Source organism: Amycolatopsis halotolerans (genome assembly GCF_042647905.1).
Classification (GTDB): Bacteria; Actinomycetota; Actinomycetes; order Mycobacteriales; family Pseudonocardiaceae; genus Amycolatopsis; species Amycolatopsis halotolerans.
Window position 1 is genome coordinate 49190 of the sequence record NZ_JBHRWI010000006.1, and the last position, 15388, is coordinate 64577.

The 15388-nt window shown below is 69.1% G+C and carries 15 protein-coding genes; 6 read left to right on the forward strand and 9 right to left on the reverse strand.

Features of this window, described 5'->3' with window-relative positions:
• The first annotated feature begins 31 nt into the window (after positions 1-31).
• Positions 32-691 (forward strand): TetR/AcrR family transcriptional regulator, encoded by a 660-nt coding sequence (locus ACFORO_RS05610; protein WP_377867641.1) that lies wholly within the window; start codon positions 32-34, stop codon positions 689-691.
• Position 692: 1 nt separating this feature from the next.
• Here the strand turns inward: ACFORO_RS05610 and ACFORO_RS05615 are convergent, their stop codons facing one another.
• Genes ACFORO_RS05615 through ACFORO_RS05630 form a run of 4 tightly spaced genes read right to left on the reverse strand, consistent with a single transcriptional unit; the run spans position 693 to position 5287 of the window.
• Positions 693-1778 carry an amidohydrolase family protein gene (locus ACFORO_RS05615; protein WP_377867643.1) on the reverse strand — a complete coding sequence of 362 codons (1086 nt, stop codon included), beginning with the start codon at positions 1776-1778 and terminating at the stop codon, positions 693-695.
• A gap of 18 nt (positions 1779-1796) precedes the next feature.
• The gene (locus ACFORO_RS05620) at positions 1797-3359 is read right to left on the reverse strand and encodes a bifunctional 3-(3-hydroxy-phenyl)propionate/3-hydroxycinnamic acid hydroxylase (RefSeq protein ID WP_377867645.1); all 1563 of its coding nucleotides are present in this window, start codon (positions 3357-3359) and stop codon (positions 1797-1799) included.
• Positions 3360-3389: 30 nt separating this feature from the next.
• Positions 3390-4415 (reverse strand): VOC family protein, encoded by a 1026-nt coding sequence (locus ACFORO_RS05625; protein WP_377867647.1) that lies wholly within the window; start codon positions 4413-4415, stop codon positions 3390-3392.
• Between the two features lie 5 nt (positions 4416-4420).
• Positions 4421-5287: an alpha/beta fold hydrolase gene (locus ACFORO_RS05630; protein WP_377867649.1), complete on the reverse strand. Its 867-nt coding sequence runs from the start codon at positions 5285-5287 to the stop codon at positions 4421-4423.
• Between the two features lie 164 nt (positions 5288-5451).
• Between ACFORO_RS05630 and ACFORO_RS05635 the strand changes: the two genes are divergently transcribed.
• Both ACFORO_RS05635 and ACFORO_RS05640 read left to right on the forward strand, forming a co-directional pair.
• Positions 5452-6069 (forward strand): TetR/AcrR family transcriptional regulator, encoded by a 618-nt coding sequence (locus ACFORO_RS05635; protein WP_377867651.1) that lies wholly within the window; start codon positions 5452-5454, stop codon positions 6067-6069.
• Between the two features lie 25 nt (positions 6070-6094).
• Entirely contained in the window at positions 6095-7066 is a 972-nt protein-coding gene (locus ACFORO_RS05640) for an amidohydrolase family protein (RefSeq protein WP_377867653.1), read from the forward strand.
• Here the strand turns inward: ACFORO_RS05640 and ACFORO_RS05645 are convergent.
• Genes ACFORO_RS05645 through ACFORO_RS05660 form a run of 4 tightly spaced genes read right to left on the reverse strand, consistent with a single transcriptional unit; the run spans position 7056 to position 10745 of the window.
• Positions 7056-8300 (reverse strand): MFS transporter, encoded by a 1245-nt coding sequence (locus ACFORO_RS05645; RefSeq protein WP_377867655.1) that lies wholly within the window; start codon positions 8298-8300, stop codon positions 7056-7058. The genes ACFORO_RS05640 and ACFORO_RS05645 overlap by 11 nt on opposite strands.
• Positions 8301-8330: 30 nt before the next feature.
• Positions 8331-9176, reverse strand: a complete 846-nt coding sequence (locus ACFORO_RS05650; RefSeq protein WP_377867656.1) for a sugar phosphate isomerase/epimerase family protein — start codon at positions 9174-9176, stop codon at positions 8331-8333.
• Positions 9173-9973, reverse strand: coding sequence for an SDR family oxidoreductase (locus ACFORO_RS05655; RefSeq protein ID WP_377867657.1), 801 nt, complete (start codon positions 9971-9973; stop codon positions 9173-9175). Before ACFORO_RS05655 ends, ACFORO_RS05650 begins: the two co-directional genes overlap by 4 nt.
• The gene (locus ACFORO_RS05660) at positions 9966-10745 is read right to left on the reverse strand and encodes an alpha/beta fold hydrolase (protein WP_377867658.1); all 780 of its coding nucleotides are present in this window, start codon (positions 10743-10745) and stop codon (positions 9966-9968) included. The genes ACFORO_RS05655 and ACFORO_RS05660 overlap by 8 nt, the downstream gene beginning before the upstream one ends.
• A gap of 110 nt (positions 10746-10855) precedes the next feature.
• On the opposite strand from ACFORO_RS05660, the gene ACFORO_RS05665 reads away from it, so the two are divergent.
• Positions 10856-11761, forward strand: a complete 906-nt coding sequence (locus tag ACFORO_RS05665) for a LysR family transcriptional regulator (protein ID WP_377867659.1) — start codon at positions 10856-10858, stop codon at positions 11759-11761.
• 336 nt (positions 11762-12097) lie between these two features.
• On the opposite strand, the gene ACFORO_RS05670 is transcribed toward ACFORO_RS05665, so the two are convergent.
• Positions 12098-13012 carry a LysR family transcriptional regulator gene (locus ACFORO_RS05670; RefSeq protein WP_377867660.1) on the reverse strand — a complete coding sequence of 305 codons (915 nt, stop codon included), beginning with the start codon at positions 13010-13012 and terminating at the stop codon, positions 12098-12100.
• 115 nt (positions 13013-13127) lie between these two features.
• On the opposite strand from ACFORO_RS05670, the gene ACFORO_RS05675 reads away from it, so the two are divergent.
• Positions 13128-13997: an alpha/beta fold hydrolase gene (locus ACFORO_RS05675; protein ID WP_377867661.1), complete on the forward strand. Its 870-nt coding sequence runs from the start codon at positions 13128-13130 to the stop codon at positions 13995-13997.
• Complete coding sequence (locus tag ACFORO_RS05680; RefSeq protein ID WP_377867662.1) at positions 13994-15382, forward strand: MFS transporter; 1389 nt, start codon at positions 13994-13996, stop codon at positions 15380-15382. Before ACFORO_RS05675 ends, ACFORO_RS05680 begins: the two co-directional genes overlap by 4 nt.
• Positions 15383-15388: the final 6 nt, after the last annotated feature.

Consider the following 15388-nt stretch of genomic DNA (forward strand, 5'->3'; position numbering starts at 1 on the left):
TCACCTGGTCGGGGGAGATAGGGTGAGCGACATGGCGACGACCGGCGCGAGCCTGGAAACCCCGAAGCGCATGACCCGCCGCCGCGCGGAAACGAGGCGGCGAGTCATGGCCGCCGCTTACGAAGTGTTCGCCGAGACGGGCATCCGGGACGCTCCCGTCGAGCTGATCTGCGAACGGGCCGGTTTCACCCGCGGCGCCTTCTACTCGAACTTCGCCAGCAAGGAAGAACTGTTCCTCGCGATCTACGAGGTGGAGATGCGGGAGCGCGCCGAGCGGTTGCGCGGCGCCGTCGAAGAGGCGGTCGAGCGGGCCGTGCCCGGTTCCGTCGACGAGGTGCTGCCGAAAGCCGGTCTGCTGTTCATGGAATCCCTCGCGGCGGACGAGACGTGGTACCTGCTCAACGCCGAGTTCCGGGCACAGGCGCTCCGTCAGCCGGACCTGCGCGCGCCGGCCGCGGCCGCGGAACGCCGCTTCCACGACGCCCTCTCCGACATCCTTCGGAACCTGCTCGACCGGCTGGACATGCGGCTGACCGTCGAACCGCGCAGTGCCGTCGTCGCGATCGTGGCGCTCTACGAGACCATGCTCGAACGCGCGATCCTCGACGAACTCCCCGACAAGGCCGACAGCCGCTATCTGACCGACGTGCTCCCTCGGCTGTTCACGGCGCTGACGACCGCGGGCCGGTGACTCAGGACCCGACAACCTGCGCCAGCCGGGGGAGTTCGCGCAGGCTGTTGGCTCGTTCGATCTGAAGCCGGTCGCTGGTTGTGAAGGTCTGATCGAGTTCGGGCTGCGGATCTCCGGAACCGGTGAGGGTCAACTGGGAGAATGGCCAGTCGCTGCCGAACACGACGCGGGACTGCTGCCCGGCCGCGAGCACGCTGCGCATATCCGTTGCCGCCGGGCTCAACGCGGTGTCGTAGAAGAAAGTCTTGACCAATTCGGCGACGTCGAACGCCGACGGTCGCGGCACGCCGGGCGGAAACAGGTCGGCGGCCCCGGTTTTCGAGAGCACGCCCAGGCGGTAGGTCAGGAAGGGGATCGTGCCGCCGGCGTGCGCGAGCTGGAACCTGATGCGGGGATAGCGGCGCATCGTTCCGGTGTACATCAGCATTGTCGCGGCGCGGGTGGTGTCGAAGGTGAACTCGTAGAGGAAATCCGGGAGAGGCAGTTCTGGTTTCGAGTCGCGGGACACGGACGCGGGGTGGACGAAGACGTACGCGTTGTGCCGGTCGAGAGCGGCCATCAGCGGCTCGAAGCGCGGGTCGCCGAGATAGATGCCGTCGTACGAGGACAACAGCACGACGCCGTCCAGTTTCAACACGGTCAGCGCGTATTCGAGTTCGGCGATCGACGCTGCCACGTCAGGCATGGGCAGCACCGCGAAACCGCCGAAGCGAGTCGGATGGGACTTGAACAAGCTTGCGGCGTAGGTGTTGCAGTACCGGGCCATGTCCCGAGCCTCGGTGCCGCGGAGGAAGGACACGCCGGGGTCCGAAATGGACAGTGCCTGGGCGGCGATCCCGTAGCGGTCCATGAAGTCCAGCGCCGCCTCCGGCGACCATTCGGGGGTCGGATAGCCGCCGATGGTGAAATAACCGTGGCTCAGCAAGGAAGCCCGGTATTCGGGTGGCAGGAAGTGCGCGTGCAGATCAATCCGGTAGGCACCGGAAGGCGGCGCGGTCGCTCGTGCGGCCGCCGTGCTGAACAGGCCAGCGCTGGCTAGGGCTGCGGCACTGGTGACCGCGCGGCGACGGGTGAACTTTCGGTTCATGGCGGTGGTCCTTCCGGGTCAGGAAAGCAGGCGATCAGCGTCGAGCGGCCGGAGTCCGGCTGGCGGCGGGGAGAGCGCGGTGGTGGCGTCTGCGGCGGCGTAGACGAAGCCGTCTGGCCGCAGGACCAAGGTGTGCGCCCGATGCGTCCGCATCCAGGCGAGAAGGGTGCTGTCGATGTCGACCACGCATCCGTTTTCCGGCTGTGCTCCGGGAGGGAGGACCGTCAGGCGGGCGGCGGCGGTCCACGCCGGGTCCGGGACGGCGGCGCAGGTGCTCAGCACGGTCCACTTGCCGTCGAGGACGTCGTCGAGCCTGCTGCGGGCACCGTCGCTGTCGAGTACCCACGGCTGGGGCACCTTGTGGCCGACAGCGGGGGTGCCGCCGCCGAGGAATCCGCGTGGGTAGCGCGCCGGGGGTAGCCAGGACAGCTTGACGAGGAGTCGCCGGACCGGCGACAGCCGCGATAGCGGACGCACCAGCGTGTCGCGGATGTGGCAGATCCGGCGACGGCGTTCGGTGATGATCCGGCCCACCAGTACCGCGCGGCGCGTCACCTCGCGCACATGCGGTTTGCGCTCGGTCTCGTAGGAATCCAGCACGGTCTCGGGCAATTCGCCGCGGATGACGGAGGCGAGCTTCCAGCACAGGTTGGCCGCGTCGCGCACCCCGGCGGCCATGCCCTGGCCGATCCACGGCGGCATGGCGTGGGCCGCGTCGCCGGCGAGGAAGACGCGGCCGACGCGCCAGCGGGCGGCTGCGCGGACGTGGTGGCTGTAGACCACGGCCCGCAGCACGGTCACCTCGTCGCGGGTGATGCCCTGGCGGCCGAGCAGACGCCATACGGCCGCGTCGGTGACGAGGTCGTTTTCGTCTTCGCCGGGAAGGACGGGGAATTCCCAGCGGTGGTGCCCCAGCGGCGTGGGGCAGTCCACGGCAGGGCGGAGCGGGTCGCAGTGGAAGCGCAGCCGGTCGTGACCGGGCCACTCGCGCTTGACCTCGGTGTCGATGACCACCCAGCGGGTTTCGTAGGTGCGGCCGTCGAAGCCGACGCCGAGCTGGCCGCGGGTCGGGCTGGAACCGCCGTCCGCGGCGATGACCCAGGAGGCGCGTACCCGCTTGAGATGCTCGCCGCCGTCCTCGGCCAGCAGCAGTTCGGCGCCGCCGGTGTCTTGGCGCACGCGCAGGCATTCGTGGGCCAGCAGCAGGTCGACGTTCGGGAACCTCGTGACGCCCTTGCGCAGGGTCGCTTCCAGGGTCGGTTGGTAGATGAACAGCTGAGGCGGGTAGCCATGGCCTGCCGAGTCGAAGGACGCGGACAGGAACGACCGTCCCCGGTGATCGACGAAGTCGATCGGCAGCCCGGCCAGCATGTCTCGCTGCAGCTCTTCGGCCAGGCCGACCTGTTGCCAGACGCGCAGCACCTCCTCGTCGGTGGAGATCGCGCGGGCCCGGGTGTAGACCTCGGCGTCGCGTTCGACGACGACCACCTTCAAGCCCTGCGCGCCAAGCAGATTGGCGGCAGTGACCCCGGTGGGCCCGTACCCGATGACGGCCACGTCGTAGCGGGGGATTTCGGACACTTCCGTGTGCCTCCTTGGCTGAGACGGATGTCAGCGGTGGGTGCCCAACGCGGTGGCGGACAGCGCCGGGACGGTCTCCTCCTGCTCGCGCAGCGACCGGACCGCGGCTTGGAAACGCGACATGAGGGCGGCGACGCCTGCGCCGGCCGTGGTGTGCCCCCAGAGCGAAATGCCTTGGTACGTAGCGGGTTCCCAGGTCTCTTCCCGTTCGGGGGTGACGACGACCGGGTTCCAGCCGACCTCGAGTTCGAATCCGGACGGGGTGACGCAGTAGTAGGACAGCTCGCGGTCGTTGGTGTGCTGGCCGATCGACCAGGCCATGGCGAAGCCGAGTTCGGTGACCCGGTGAAAGCCGGCGAGGAGGTCGTCGAGGGTGGCGATCTCGATGTTGACGTGCTGCACGGAGGTGCGGACCGGGTCGAGCGCGAGTCCGGCGACGTTGGCGAGTGCGATGGAGTGGTGGCGCTGCCCGCTGCGCAGGAACCGGATGTTCAGTTTCGCCGGGCCGACGCGTTCGACGATCCGATCCGACAGGCGCAGGTCCAGCAGGTTGTTCCAGTAGGTGTGCAGCTGCTCGGGCCGGGTGGTGGTGATCGCCAGGTGACCCATGCCGGAACGGCCGGTGACGAAGGCGGTGTTGCACATCCGCAACGGTGCGGCGGTGGTGCGGGCACGGGTGAAGACCTCGGTGGCGATGCCTTTCGGACCGGGGAATCGCCACAGCCGTTCGACCCCGCGCAGGGCGGCTTCCTCCGGGGAGCCTTCGGTGACGGGAAGTCCGGCGGCGGCGACCCGTCCCAGTACGATCTCGAAGGTCTCGTGGTCGTCGATTTCCCAGCCGGCGGCGGTGACGTCCTCGGCGGGGCCGCGCTGGACGAGGAACCGGCATTCGCGGTCGTCGAGGCGGAAACGCAGAGTGTCGCGGGTGAGTTCGTCGACGTGCAGGCCGATCGCGTCGGCGCCGAAGCGGTTCCAGTCGGTCAGCCGTCGCGACTCGACGACGATGTACCCCAGCCGTACGGCACCGAAGACGTCCGGGCGGCTTCTAGCGTCCACAATGGTCACCTGACCCCTCCGAGCCAGTCGAGCAGCAGCCGGTTGAATCGCTCGGCCTGTTCGTATTGAGCCCAGTGGCCGGTGCGGGCGAACAGGTGCAGGTCGCAGTGCGGCATGGTGCGCGCCAGCCACGGTCCGCCGGACGGCCGGTTGACCTTGTCGTGGGTGCCCCACACGACCAGCGTGGGCACCTGGCAGCGCGCGAGCCGGTCGCGGTCGCGGGTGAAGTCCATGCGCCACAACGTGCGCAGCGCTCCGCGCCCGGCCGGGCGGCGCAGGGGCGGATTCGCCACCACTTCGGGGTCGATGCTGGCCTGATAGCGCAGCTCGATCAGTTCTTCCGGCACTTCGGACTCGTCGAACACCAGGTACTCGCGGATGAACGAGGTCAGCTTCGCCCGGGACGGGCCTTCGCCGCCGTAGTAACCGAGCAGCGCGTTCAGTCCCTTGGTCGGCGGCCGACGTGTTGTGCCAATGCCGCCGGGGCCCATCAGCACGAGCGTCTCCACCCGGTCCGGCCGATCGAGCGCCAGCCGCAATGCCGCCGCTCCGCCGTAGGAGTTGCCCACTACGTGCGCCTTCTCGACGTCTAGCGCGTCAAGCAGGCCGCGCACGAAGATCGCGAGGTCGCCGAAGGGGTCGGCATGGTCCAGTTCCTTCGACGACCGCCCGTATCCGGGCATGTCCGGAACCAGCACCCGGTGACCGGCCGCCGCGAGCGCGTCGGCGTTGCGCGCGTAATTGGACGCGCCGGTCGCGCCCGGCCCGCCGCCGTGGAGCAGGACCACCGGTGTCGCCTTCCCCGGGCCGGCGATCTCGGTGAGGAAGATGTCGCGGGCACCGACCCGGACGGTGCTCTCAGTACTCCGCACCACAGCGGACGATGGTGAGCCAGTCGACGGCACGGGGCCTCCACGTCGAGTCGGGAACCGTATTCCTGTAGTCATCACTACAATTGGATCGATCGATACGGTAAGCTGAGCGAGCAGCGTCGGTCAACCCCTTCCTGTAGTGACCGATACGGTAAGGTGCGAGAGTGAACGTGAACGAACGAGGTGCGCGACGCCGGCGAGCGAACGGCGAGGAGTCGCGCCGGAAGATTCTCGACGCGACCGTCGAAGTCGCCGGGGAACGCGGCTACGAGGGCACCAGCATCGCGCTGGTGAGCAAGAAATGCGGGCTCCCGGCGAGTTCGATCTACTGGCATTTCAAGGACAAAGACGACCTGATCGCGGCGGTCATCGAGCGCAGTTTCGACGGCTGGCTCGCCGCGTTGTCCTTGCCGGAGGAAGACGGAACGCCGCTGGCGCGCGTGACTGCGCTGGCTCAGCAGGTCGCGAAGGCGCTGCTCGAAGCCCCGGATTTCTTGCGCCTGGGCCTCATGCTCACCCTCGAACGTCGCCCCGAAGAACCCAGTGCCCGGACGATGTTCCTGCAGGTGCGCGGAGTCGCGCATGAACGCGTCGCGGGCATCATCGCCGAATTCATGCCGGAACTGGACTCCGCCTCCGTCGAGTTGCTCACGACGTACGCCATGGCTGGTGCCGACGGACTGTTCGTCGCGAAGGAAATCGGCGGCGACGCCGTAGATCTGATGCGCTTGTTCGAACTGCACGCCCAGGCGGTATTCGACCTCGCTGCCCGGCTTCGCTGACCCACTTCGAGAAAGGACACCTCCGATGAGCCGTGCCCAGCGCATCGACACCCACCAGCACCTCGTGCCGCCCCGCTACGCGAAATGGATGCAGGACAAAGGAATCCGCCCTGGCGGCATCGACCTGCCGTCCTGGTCGGCGCCGTCCGCGCTGAAGTTCATGGACGGCCACGGAATTGCCACCGGAATTCTCTCCCTCTCCACTCCCGGGGTCTACTTCGGAGACGTCCCGGAGGCCCGCCGCTGGGCACGCGACGTCAACGAATACGCCGCCGAAGTCGTCGCCGACCGGCCGGACAGGTTCGGATTCTTCGCCACCCTCACCCTGCCCGACGTCGAAGGCGCGCTCGCCGAAGCCGAATACGCACTGGACACGCTGCACGCCGACGGCATCGTCCTGCTGGCCAACAACGACGGTCGCTACCTCGGCGACCCGGGATTCGAGCCGCTGCTGCAGTTCCTCCACGAACGCCAGGCGGCGGTGTTCGTCCACCCGGGCGAGCTGCCCGGGCCGGAGGTGCCCGGAATCCCCACCTTCACCGCGGACTTCCTGCTCGACACCACGCGCACGGCGATCAGCCTGATCCTGTCGGGATCGATGGAAAAGTACCCGGGGATCAAGTTCATCCTCGCGCACGCGGGCGGGTTCGTGCCCTACATCTCTTACCGCATCCTGCTCACGATGCTGAACACGAAGAACAAGGCACAGCAAGCATGGGCGCTGCTCGACCAAAAGCACCAGGTGCCCAAGCAGCTCTCAGTCCTGCGGCAGTTTTACTACGACATCGCCCTTTCGGCGTCGCCGTCGGCCTTGCCGAGCCTTCTGGAGGTGGCGGATCCAGACCACATCACGTACGGCAGCGACTTCCCGTTCGCCCCCGCGGTCGCCGTCGGTTTCATGAACAAGACCTTCGAACGCTATCCCCTGGACGACGGCCTGCGGGCGGCGATCGACCGCGGGAACTCGGAGAAGTTGTTCCCTCGGCTCAAGGGCTGACCGCTTCGCGCTCGCGGATCGGAATAAGTAACAGAACACCCAGCAGCGGGCCGATCGCCAGTACGCCGAAAGCCAGGAACAGCGAGCCGGTCGCACTGAACACGGCCCCGACGGCGACCGGTGCGAACACGCCGCCGAGTTGCCAGGCCGTGTTGGCGAGACCGAAGGCCCCGCCGACGAACCGCGGGTCGGCGTACTGCGGGACGGTCGAGTTGGTCAGCACCGTGTAGCCGTACACGCCCAAACCGAGAAGCGGGGCGAGGATCAGCAGGACGGAGTAGTCGCGCACCAGGCCGAAGACGACCAGGATGACCGCGAAGTACCCGCTGAGGATCATCAGGTGCGCCTTGCGGGTGCCGCGCAGGCGGTCGGACAGGAAGCCGACCAGGGGTTTGACCCCGATCGCGGTGGTGCTGACGACGACCATGACCAGCGCGGCCCTTCCCGCCGAGAGCCCGAGCGATTTCACCATCAGGGAGTTGCCCCAGGCCAGGAACCCCAGGGTGGCCCACTGCATGCCGAGTCCGGCGGCCGCGAGCGACAGCAGGTTGCGGTTCTTGAGCATCGCCGCGAAGCCGAGGCGTCCGCCCGGTTCTGTTGTCTCGGCCGAACCGGGCGAGACGGGCGGGTCGTTGCGCAGCAGGACCCAGCAGACCACGCCCACCACGACGGTGAGCACGCCGAACAGGTAGTAGACCCCGTTCCAGTCGAGCCTCGCCATCAGTGCCGGGATGGAGGCGTTGGCGAGCACGCTGCCGAACGCGGTCGCGGTGATGTACAGCCCGAACGCGGTCCCGCGCTCGCGCGGCGGGAACCAGCGGCTGAGCAGCTTCGTGAACGACGCGACGTCGGCGCCGCTGACCAGCCCGATGAGGACCTGGATCGCGATCCCCACGCCGAGGTTGTGCACGGTGCCGAAGGCGAACGTCAGCATTCCCGCCAGGACAAGGGAAATCCCCACGGCGAGGCGGCCGCCGATCAGGTCCGCGACGATTCCGCCGGGGATGTTGGTGACCACGTACCCGATGGACATCGCTGTCGCGAAGATCCCCAGCTGGGCCACCGACAGCCCGATGGAGTGCGAAGCGTCGACCGCGACCACCGACCAGGCGGTGCGGTTGAGGTAGACGAGGGTGTAGGCCAGCCAGCACACGGCGAGGATCACCCACCGGTAGCGGGACGCTTTCGCGGCCTGGGGCGCCGCGGTGTCCGATGCGGACTTCGTCGCATCCATTGTGGACCTCCTTGTCCGGTAACGGGAAGCTCAGTGCAGCAGGCCCCACTCGCGGAGCTGGGCGGCGTTGTGGCGCAGGGCCGCGACGGGCGGGCGGTCCAGGCTCATGTCCTCGACCGAAACCCAGCCGGGGTAGCCGCGCCGGTCGATGAGGCCGAGCACCTGGGGGATGTCGACTTCGCCGTCCTCGAGCGGGGTCCACCCGGCTTGCCAGCCGCCGCCCGGCGAGCGGAAGTGCGCGGCGTTCTTCAAGTGCACGTGCCCGAGGTAGTCGCCGAGCAGGTCGAGCGCGATCTCGTGCGCCTCGTAGCCTTCGAAGACGAGATTGCCGAGGTCGTAGATGACCCCGACGTGCGCGGGGTCGAAGCGGGACACCACGCGGTGCGCGAGCGAGGCGCTGGGGCAAATGGTGTTGTGGTGGATCTCCAGCAGCGCGCGGATTCCCGCCGCTCTCGCGGCGGTTTCGATTTCCCCGAAGAACGCGACGGTGTGCTCGAACAGGTCCGAATAGCACTTTCCCGTTCGGGAGATCCTTGGCGCCTGCAGCCGAATCTGCGGAGCGCCGGCCGCCTGTGCCAGGTCGCACGCGAGCTGGAGCATCCCGGTGTCGCCGACCTCGATGTAGGGCGCCAGGCCGATCACGTCGAGTCCTGCCGCGCGCGTGTCGCGTGCGACCGCCTCCGCCGTCGGCACGTCCAACGGGAGGGTGGCGTGGTGGTCGACCAGGTACGGGTGCGCGGGCTTGGCGTCTCGGATGCTGCCGGGGCGCGGCTCGACCCGCCATTCGATCCCGCCGAACCCCGCGGCGCGGACCTGGGCGACGCACTCGGGAATGTCCATTGTGGGCAGGCAGATCGTCGCGACGCCGAACTTCACGGCAGGGCCGGGTGTTCGACGGCGAGCGGGGTCCGGGGGAGCGGGGCGAGCTGCGCGCCGCCGCATACGTGCAGGACCTCGCCGGTGATGAACGACGCCGCGGGCGAGGCCAGGAAGGCGACGGCCTCGGCGACGTCACGGGGTTCCGCCATCCGCGGCATCGGCGTGATGGCCCGGTACTCGGCCGTGAGGCGCCGGATTTGCTCTTCGTCACGGTCGTAGGCGGTGAAGTCGGAGAGGATGAAGCTGGGCGCGACCGCGTTCGCCGTGACGTTGTACTTCGCGAGTTCGGTGGCGAAGGACCGGGTCAACCCGACGAGCCCGGCTTTCATGGCGGTGTAGGCGACCGGCCCGCCGGAAACCCAATTGCGCGAGGCGATGTTGACCACGGCGCCGCCGCGTTGCGCCTTGAAGAACTCCAGTGCCCTGCTGACGAGGAACGCCGGGCCGCGCAGGTTCACTTCGCTCATGAGGTCCCAGTCGTCCGGGGAAAGCCCGGCGAGCGTGGAGCGGCGGTTCACGGCCGCGTTGTTGACGATGACGTCGATCCGGCCGAAGCGCCTGCCCACGCCCGCGATCAGGTTCTCGATCGACTCGACGGACCCGAGGTCCGCGGCGATGCCGACCGCGGGCGGGGCGAACTTGGCGCGCAGTTCGGCGGCGGTCGCGTCCGCCGCGTCCGCCTTGACGTCGGCCACCACGACGGCGACGCCGTCTTGGAGCAGACGTCCGGCGATGGCGGCGCCCAGCTTTCCCGCGGCTCCGGTGACAATGGCGACACGGCGGGGTTCAGTCATGGTGTGCTTCTTTCTTTTCCGTCCAGGACAGGAACTCGGCGATCGCGGCCACCACCTCGCCGGGGTGCTCGTGGTGCGTCCAATGCCCGCCCGCCACGACCTTGACCGCCGCGTTCGCGAGGAACTCACGGGCCAGGCGGGCGCGTTCGCGGTTCCGGTATATCGCGAGCACCGGTACCGGAAAATCGGCGAAGAACTGTTTCGCCTGAGACTGGAAATGCAGCGCCTCCGCGCCGAAAGCGAAGTCGACGAACAGGTCGCGGACGGCCTCCGGCGCGGCCTCGACCAGGTCGCCGGTGCGGGGGAGCGCGGGGCACGGCCCGTGGCCGGCGAAGTGTTCCAGGGCGACCGCGACGGGATCCTCGCGCCGGAGCCGCTCGGCGATCCCTTCGATTCGGGCCCGATCCTTGTCGGGAAGCCCGAATGCCGGGTCGATCGCGACCAGACCGGCCACCGATTCCGGCTCCTGCCGGGCAAGGAAGGCAGCCGCCTCGCTGCCCGCGGAGTGGGCGACCAGCACCACGCGGCCGAGACCGAGCCGGTCAGTCAGCGCGCGCAGGTCCGCCGCGACGTGCGGCAGCCGCATGTCCGGCCCCGGCTCGGACTCGCCGTGCCCGCGCAGGTCCACGAGCACGAGGGGAGCGATCCGTTGCAGGCCGGGCAGAACGGGAAGCCAGTCCGAGCGCGAGCGCGCCCAGCCGTGGACGAGCACGAACGTGCACGGAGCCCCCTCCGGCCCTGGCCGCCGCTCGAAAGCCAACTCGACGATCATCGCTTCCTCTCCGTCCGTCTGCTCGCTGGGACGATCCTGAGCGACCAGCAGTTATAGATCAAATGCCGATCATTCGACCCCGCCATGCCTGAGAGGCATATGCTCAGTTCATGCTGGAGCTGCGCCACCTCGACTACTTCCGCGCTGTCGCCGAGTACGGCTCGATCTCGCGCGCCGCGGCGGCCCTGCACCTCACCCAGCCGACGCTGAGCAGGCAGATCGCCCAGCTGGAGAAGACGCTCGGGCACCAGCTCTTGCGGCGGACCGCGACCGGCACCGAGCTGACCGCGGTCGGCGAGGGCCTGCGCGAGCACCTGTTGTCCATCTTCGAGCTGGTCGACCGGGTCCCCGAGGTCCTCCAAGCCGCCGCCGGCTCCCGGCACCTCGTCCACTTGGGAGTCCCGTCGGGGATCCCGGCAGGCTGGATCGAGGCTTACCTGAACACGGTGCGCGAAGCCGCGCCGGAGATCCATTTCGCGATCGTCGAAGCCACCAGCGAGGAGCAGCGCCGGTTGCTGCTGGGCGGTTTGCTGGATCTGAGCCTCGTGCACACCCAGCCGCCCGAGCTCCGCAAGGAACTCCTTTTCCGGCAACGGCTCGGCTGCGTCTTCCGCGAAGGCGCCGGGCCCCGCGACCGGGAGCAGCTCGATGTCGCCGATCTCGACGGGCTGCGTGTCATGGCCCATTCCGCCAAGGGCGAAGAGGTCAGCCTGCGCGCGGCGGCGACCGCGACCGGAACCGAAGTCGACTGGCTGTTCCGCGCGTTCTCCGAGCACAGCGAACTGATCGCCACCAGCTCACAGGTCGACACGGTGCTCATCGGCGCGACGTCCGCCCGGAAGTGGTTCCCCGCCTGGCAATGGATCCCGTTGCGGGCGGAGCGTCCCGAGCACTGGATGCGGACGTGGGCCGCCTGGGCAGGCAACGATCTGAAACACGGCGACGTCTTGCTGGGCTGCCTGCGGGAAACCGCCCGGCGCTACCACGGCGATCCCACCTACGAGTTCATCGGCTGAACCCCTCGGCGAAGCGGCTCGTGCGCACAACACCCGCTTCGACACCGTCCGATCACCACTCGCTGGCACCCCGCGCCAGAACCGACCCCTGCTCCCCGCGTCGCGCCAGAACCCCCACTCCCCGACGAGTTCCGATCTCCCGCACGCACAAACATTGCTGTTCCCCCTTCGCCCTGACCACTCACCTGCCCGAACCGAGAAATCGCCCCGGTTTCTGGACTGAGCGATCCGATCGGCCCCCGGGCCGAGCGGATCGGGAGGGAAGAAACCGGATGAAGGCGATTTCTCCGCCGCGACGAAGTCGCGGCCATCAAACACAGCAGTTAAACACAACAATCAACAATGCCTAGCGAGAAGTTCGTCCAGCCGTCCGCCCACGTCGGCACAATTCTGCCGGACCACCGACAAGAAAGCGGCCAGCGTCGGCGAGGAATCGGCCGCCCGGAAGGACATCTGCAGATCCGGCAGCCGGAACCGCGGCTCGACGGCGCAGAACCGGAGGTCCTTGCGCGTGATCAGCCGCATCCGTTCCGGGCCGAGGCCGACCCCCGCGCAGCAGGCGGCGAGCCCGGCGATCGTGTGGATGTCGCGCGCCAGCGTGGCGCCGTCGAGGACGGCGGGCTCGAACACCGACCTGAGATAGGAACCCGCCGCGTCCGCGCTGACCACGAGCGGTTCGCGGGCGAGCCGCTCGACGTCGACCGACCGTTGCCCGGCGAAGGGGTGTCCCACCGAAACCGCGGCCACCAGGTGGTCGGCGCCGATGGGCACGGTGACCAGTTGCTCCGCGCCGGTGCCCCGGGGGCTGCCCCGGCCCACCGCCACGTCCAGTTCGCCCGCGAGCAACGCCGCGGATCCGGCGGAACTGTCCAGCTCCTGCAAGGTCATCCGGACCTCCGGATGGGTCCTCCGGAACCGGCCGATCACCCCCGGCAGCGGGTCGAGCAGCGCGGATCCGATGAACCCGAGCCGCAGCCTCCCGGTCTCGCCGCGTGCCGCGCGGCCCGCGTCGACGAGCGCGAGGCTCATTTCGGCAAGCGCGCCGCGCGCTCTGGCGAGGAACGCATCCCCCGCGGCAGTGGGGAAAACGCCGCGCGCGGTCCGATCGAAAAGCCGCTCGCCGACTTCCCGCTCAAGCGCGGCGATCTGCGTCGACAACGGCGGCTGGGCGATGCCCAGCGACGCGGCGGCACGGCCGAAGTGCTGATGCTCAGCGAGGGCCAAGGCGTAACGGAGGTGACGGGCTTCCACGCCATCACTATACGTAGGAAGTATCGCGGAGGCATTCGTGAGATATCAGGGTGGATAACGTGGCGCGGTGAGTGTGCTCTGGGGAGGTCCCTGATCGACTCTCGAAGGACCCCAAGTGACGCGACCCTCCTCGTCCGAGACTGTCATCCTGCTCGTGCACGGTGCCTGGCATTCCGCGCTGCACTGGACCTCGACGCAGCGCGCGCTCGCGCGGCACGGCCTTGCCAGCGTCGCCGTGGATCTGCCGGGGAGCGGGCTCGACGCGCCTGTCCCGAGCGGGTACTTCCTGCCCGGCCAGCCCGGTTTCGCCAGCGAAAGGTCGGAGCTGCGCGACGTCACCATGCAGGACAGCACCGACGTCGTGCTCGATGCGCTCGTCAGCGCCCGCACCCGGTACCGGAACGTCGTCCTGGCCTCCCACAGCGCCGGCGGCGGTGCCGCGTCCGCCGCCGCTGAACAGGCACCGGAGCTCGTCGACCGGCTCGTCTATCTGTCCGCGTTCGTGCCCGGGGGCAGGCCCCGGTTCGCCGACTACATCGAAGCGAAGGAGAACGCGGGCGCGGTCCAGGTCCCGCCGATCGGCGATCCGGCCGAACTGGGCGCGATCCGGATCAACCCGCTTTCCCCGGATCCGGCCGTCGCCGGCGTCATCCGCCGGGCGTTCCTCGACGATCTTCCCGAGGGCAGCCCGGAATCGTGGCGGCAGTTCCTGCACCCCGACCTCCCGTTCGCGAACTTCACCACGCCCGTCCCGGTCTCCGCGGCGCGGTGGGGACGGATCTCCCGCTCCTACGTGCGGCTGGCCGACGACCTCGCCCTGCCGCCCGCGACCCAGGACCTGATGATCGCCGAGGCGGATCGGCTGACGCCGGGGAACCCGTTCCGCGTGCACTCCCTGCCGGGCGGCCATTCCCCGTTCGTGACCCGGCCGGACGAACTGGCGACCACCCTCGTCGCGGCCGCCCTGCACCGGTCCGACCGATGAGCTCGGTGCGTCTTTCGCCGCCGGCTCAACGACTTCTGCTGCCGATCGTCCTGTCCGGCACGTTCGTCCAGTTGTTCAGCGTCACGGTCATGCAGGTGGGCGTGGTCGACGTCCAGCGTGACCTGAGCGCCGGGTCGGCGGAGACCCAGCTGGTCCTCGCCGCCTACACCCTCACCTATGCCTGCTCGCTGATCGTCTCCGCGCGGCTGGGGGACAAGTACGGCTACCGCCGGATGTTCGTCGCGGGGATGGCGTTGTTCACCGCCGCCTCGATCGGGGCCGCCGCCGCGCCGGACGCGTGGGTGCTGATCGCCGGGCGCGCCCTGCAAGGTTTCGGCAGCGGCCTGATGGCGCCCCAGATCCTGTCGATCATCCAGTCGGCTCTGCCCGCGAACCGCCGCCCCGCCGCACTGAGCGCCTTCGGAGGGACAATGGCGGCGGCCTCCCTCGCCGGCCCGGTGCTCGGCGGCGTGCTGACCCAGCTCGACCCGCTGGGGCTGGGCTGGCGGGCGGCGATGCTGCTGGTCGTTCCCATCGGGATCGCCGCTCTCGCGCTCTCGCCCGCGCTGCCGTCTGTCCACAGTGAACGCAAGCCTCAGCGGGTCGACCCGGTCGGTGCGACGCTGAGCCTGCTGGGTTTCGCACTGCTGGTGTTCCCGCTGACCATGGGACGCGAGACCGGCTGGCCGCCGTGGACCTGGGCAAGCCTGGCGCTGGCCGTGGCGTCGCTGACCGGTTTCGTGATTTCCCAGCGCAGGGCGGCGGAACCGCTTATCCAACCGTCCACATTGGCCGAACCGGCGACGAGGTGGGGACTGGTCGCCGTGCTGGTCTTCAACGCGGGCGTCCCGTCTTTCACCCTGCTGCTGTCGATGCACCTCCAGGGTGCCAAGGGCTGGAGTCCGCTTCAGACGGGCCTGAGCATCACTCCGTACGCCGTCGGAGCACTGGCCGGGAGCCGGATCGCGAACAGCCTGGGCAAGCGGTTCGGCCCCCGTGCGCTCGCCGCTTCCTCGCTTGCGATGGGACTGGTGTCCCTTGCCGTCCCGGTGGTCATCGACCTGCCCTGGCTGTACTGGCTCGCGTTGTGCGTCGGCGGAGTCGCCTTCGGGGTTTTCACCGCGTCCGCGTTCACCCAGATCATCGCCAGGGTTCGCCCCGAAGCGGCGGCCTCGGTTTCCGGGCTGCTTCCCACCGCGCAACAACTGGGCGGAACGCTGGGCGTCACGTTCGCCGGTATCGCCTACACCGCCCCGGCCGCGACCGCGGGCGCCGCGTTATGGCACGCGATGACCTACGAGGCGGCGGCATTCGCGGTTGCTGCCCTGTGCGCGGTCGGCGGCCAGCGGGAACGGACGGTCGCAAGGTCTGCTGCGCCTAGCTGAGAGGCC

What these genes read in the sequence shown, in the direction of transcription:
- ACFORO_RS05680 (WP_377867662.1), top strand. Translation starts at nt 13,994, where the DNA reads ATGAGCTCGGTGCGTCTTTCGCCGCCGGCTCAACGACTTCTGCTGCCG.
- ACFORO_RS05640 (WP_377867653.1), top strand. Translation starts at nt 6,095, where the DNA reads ATGAGCCGTGCCCAGCGCATCGACACCCACCAGCACCTCGTGCCGCCC.
- ACFORO_RS05610 (WP_377867641.1), top strand. Translation starts at nt 32, where the DNA reads ATGGCGACGACCGGCGCGAGCCTGGAAACCCCGAAGCGCATGACCCGC.
- ACFORO_RS05615 (WP_377867643.1), bottom strand. Translation starts at nt 1,778, where the DNA reads ATGAACCGAAAGTTCACCCGTCGCCGCGCGGTCACCAGTGCCGCAGCC.
- ACFORO_RS05665 (WP_377867659.1), top strand. Translation starts at nt 10,856, where the DNA reads ATGCTGGAGCTGCGCCACCTCGACTACTTCCGCGCTGTCGCCGAGTAC.
- ACFORO_RS05655 (WP_377867657.1), bottom strand. Translation starts at nt 9,973, where the DNA reads ATGACTGAACCCCGCCGTGTCGCCATTGTCACCGGAGCCGCGGGAAAG.
- ACFORO_RS05645 (WP_377867655.1), bottom strand. Translation starts at nt 8,300, where the DNA reads ATGGATGCGACGAAGTCCGCATCGGACACCGCGGCGCCCCAGGCCGCG.
- ACFORO_RS05660 (WP_377867658.1), bottom strand. Translation starts at nt 10,745, where the DNA reads ATGATCGTCGAGTTGGCTTTCGAGCGGCGGCCAGGGCCGGAGGGGGCT.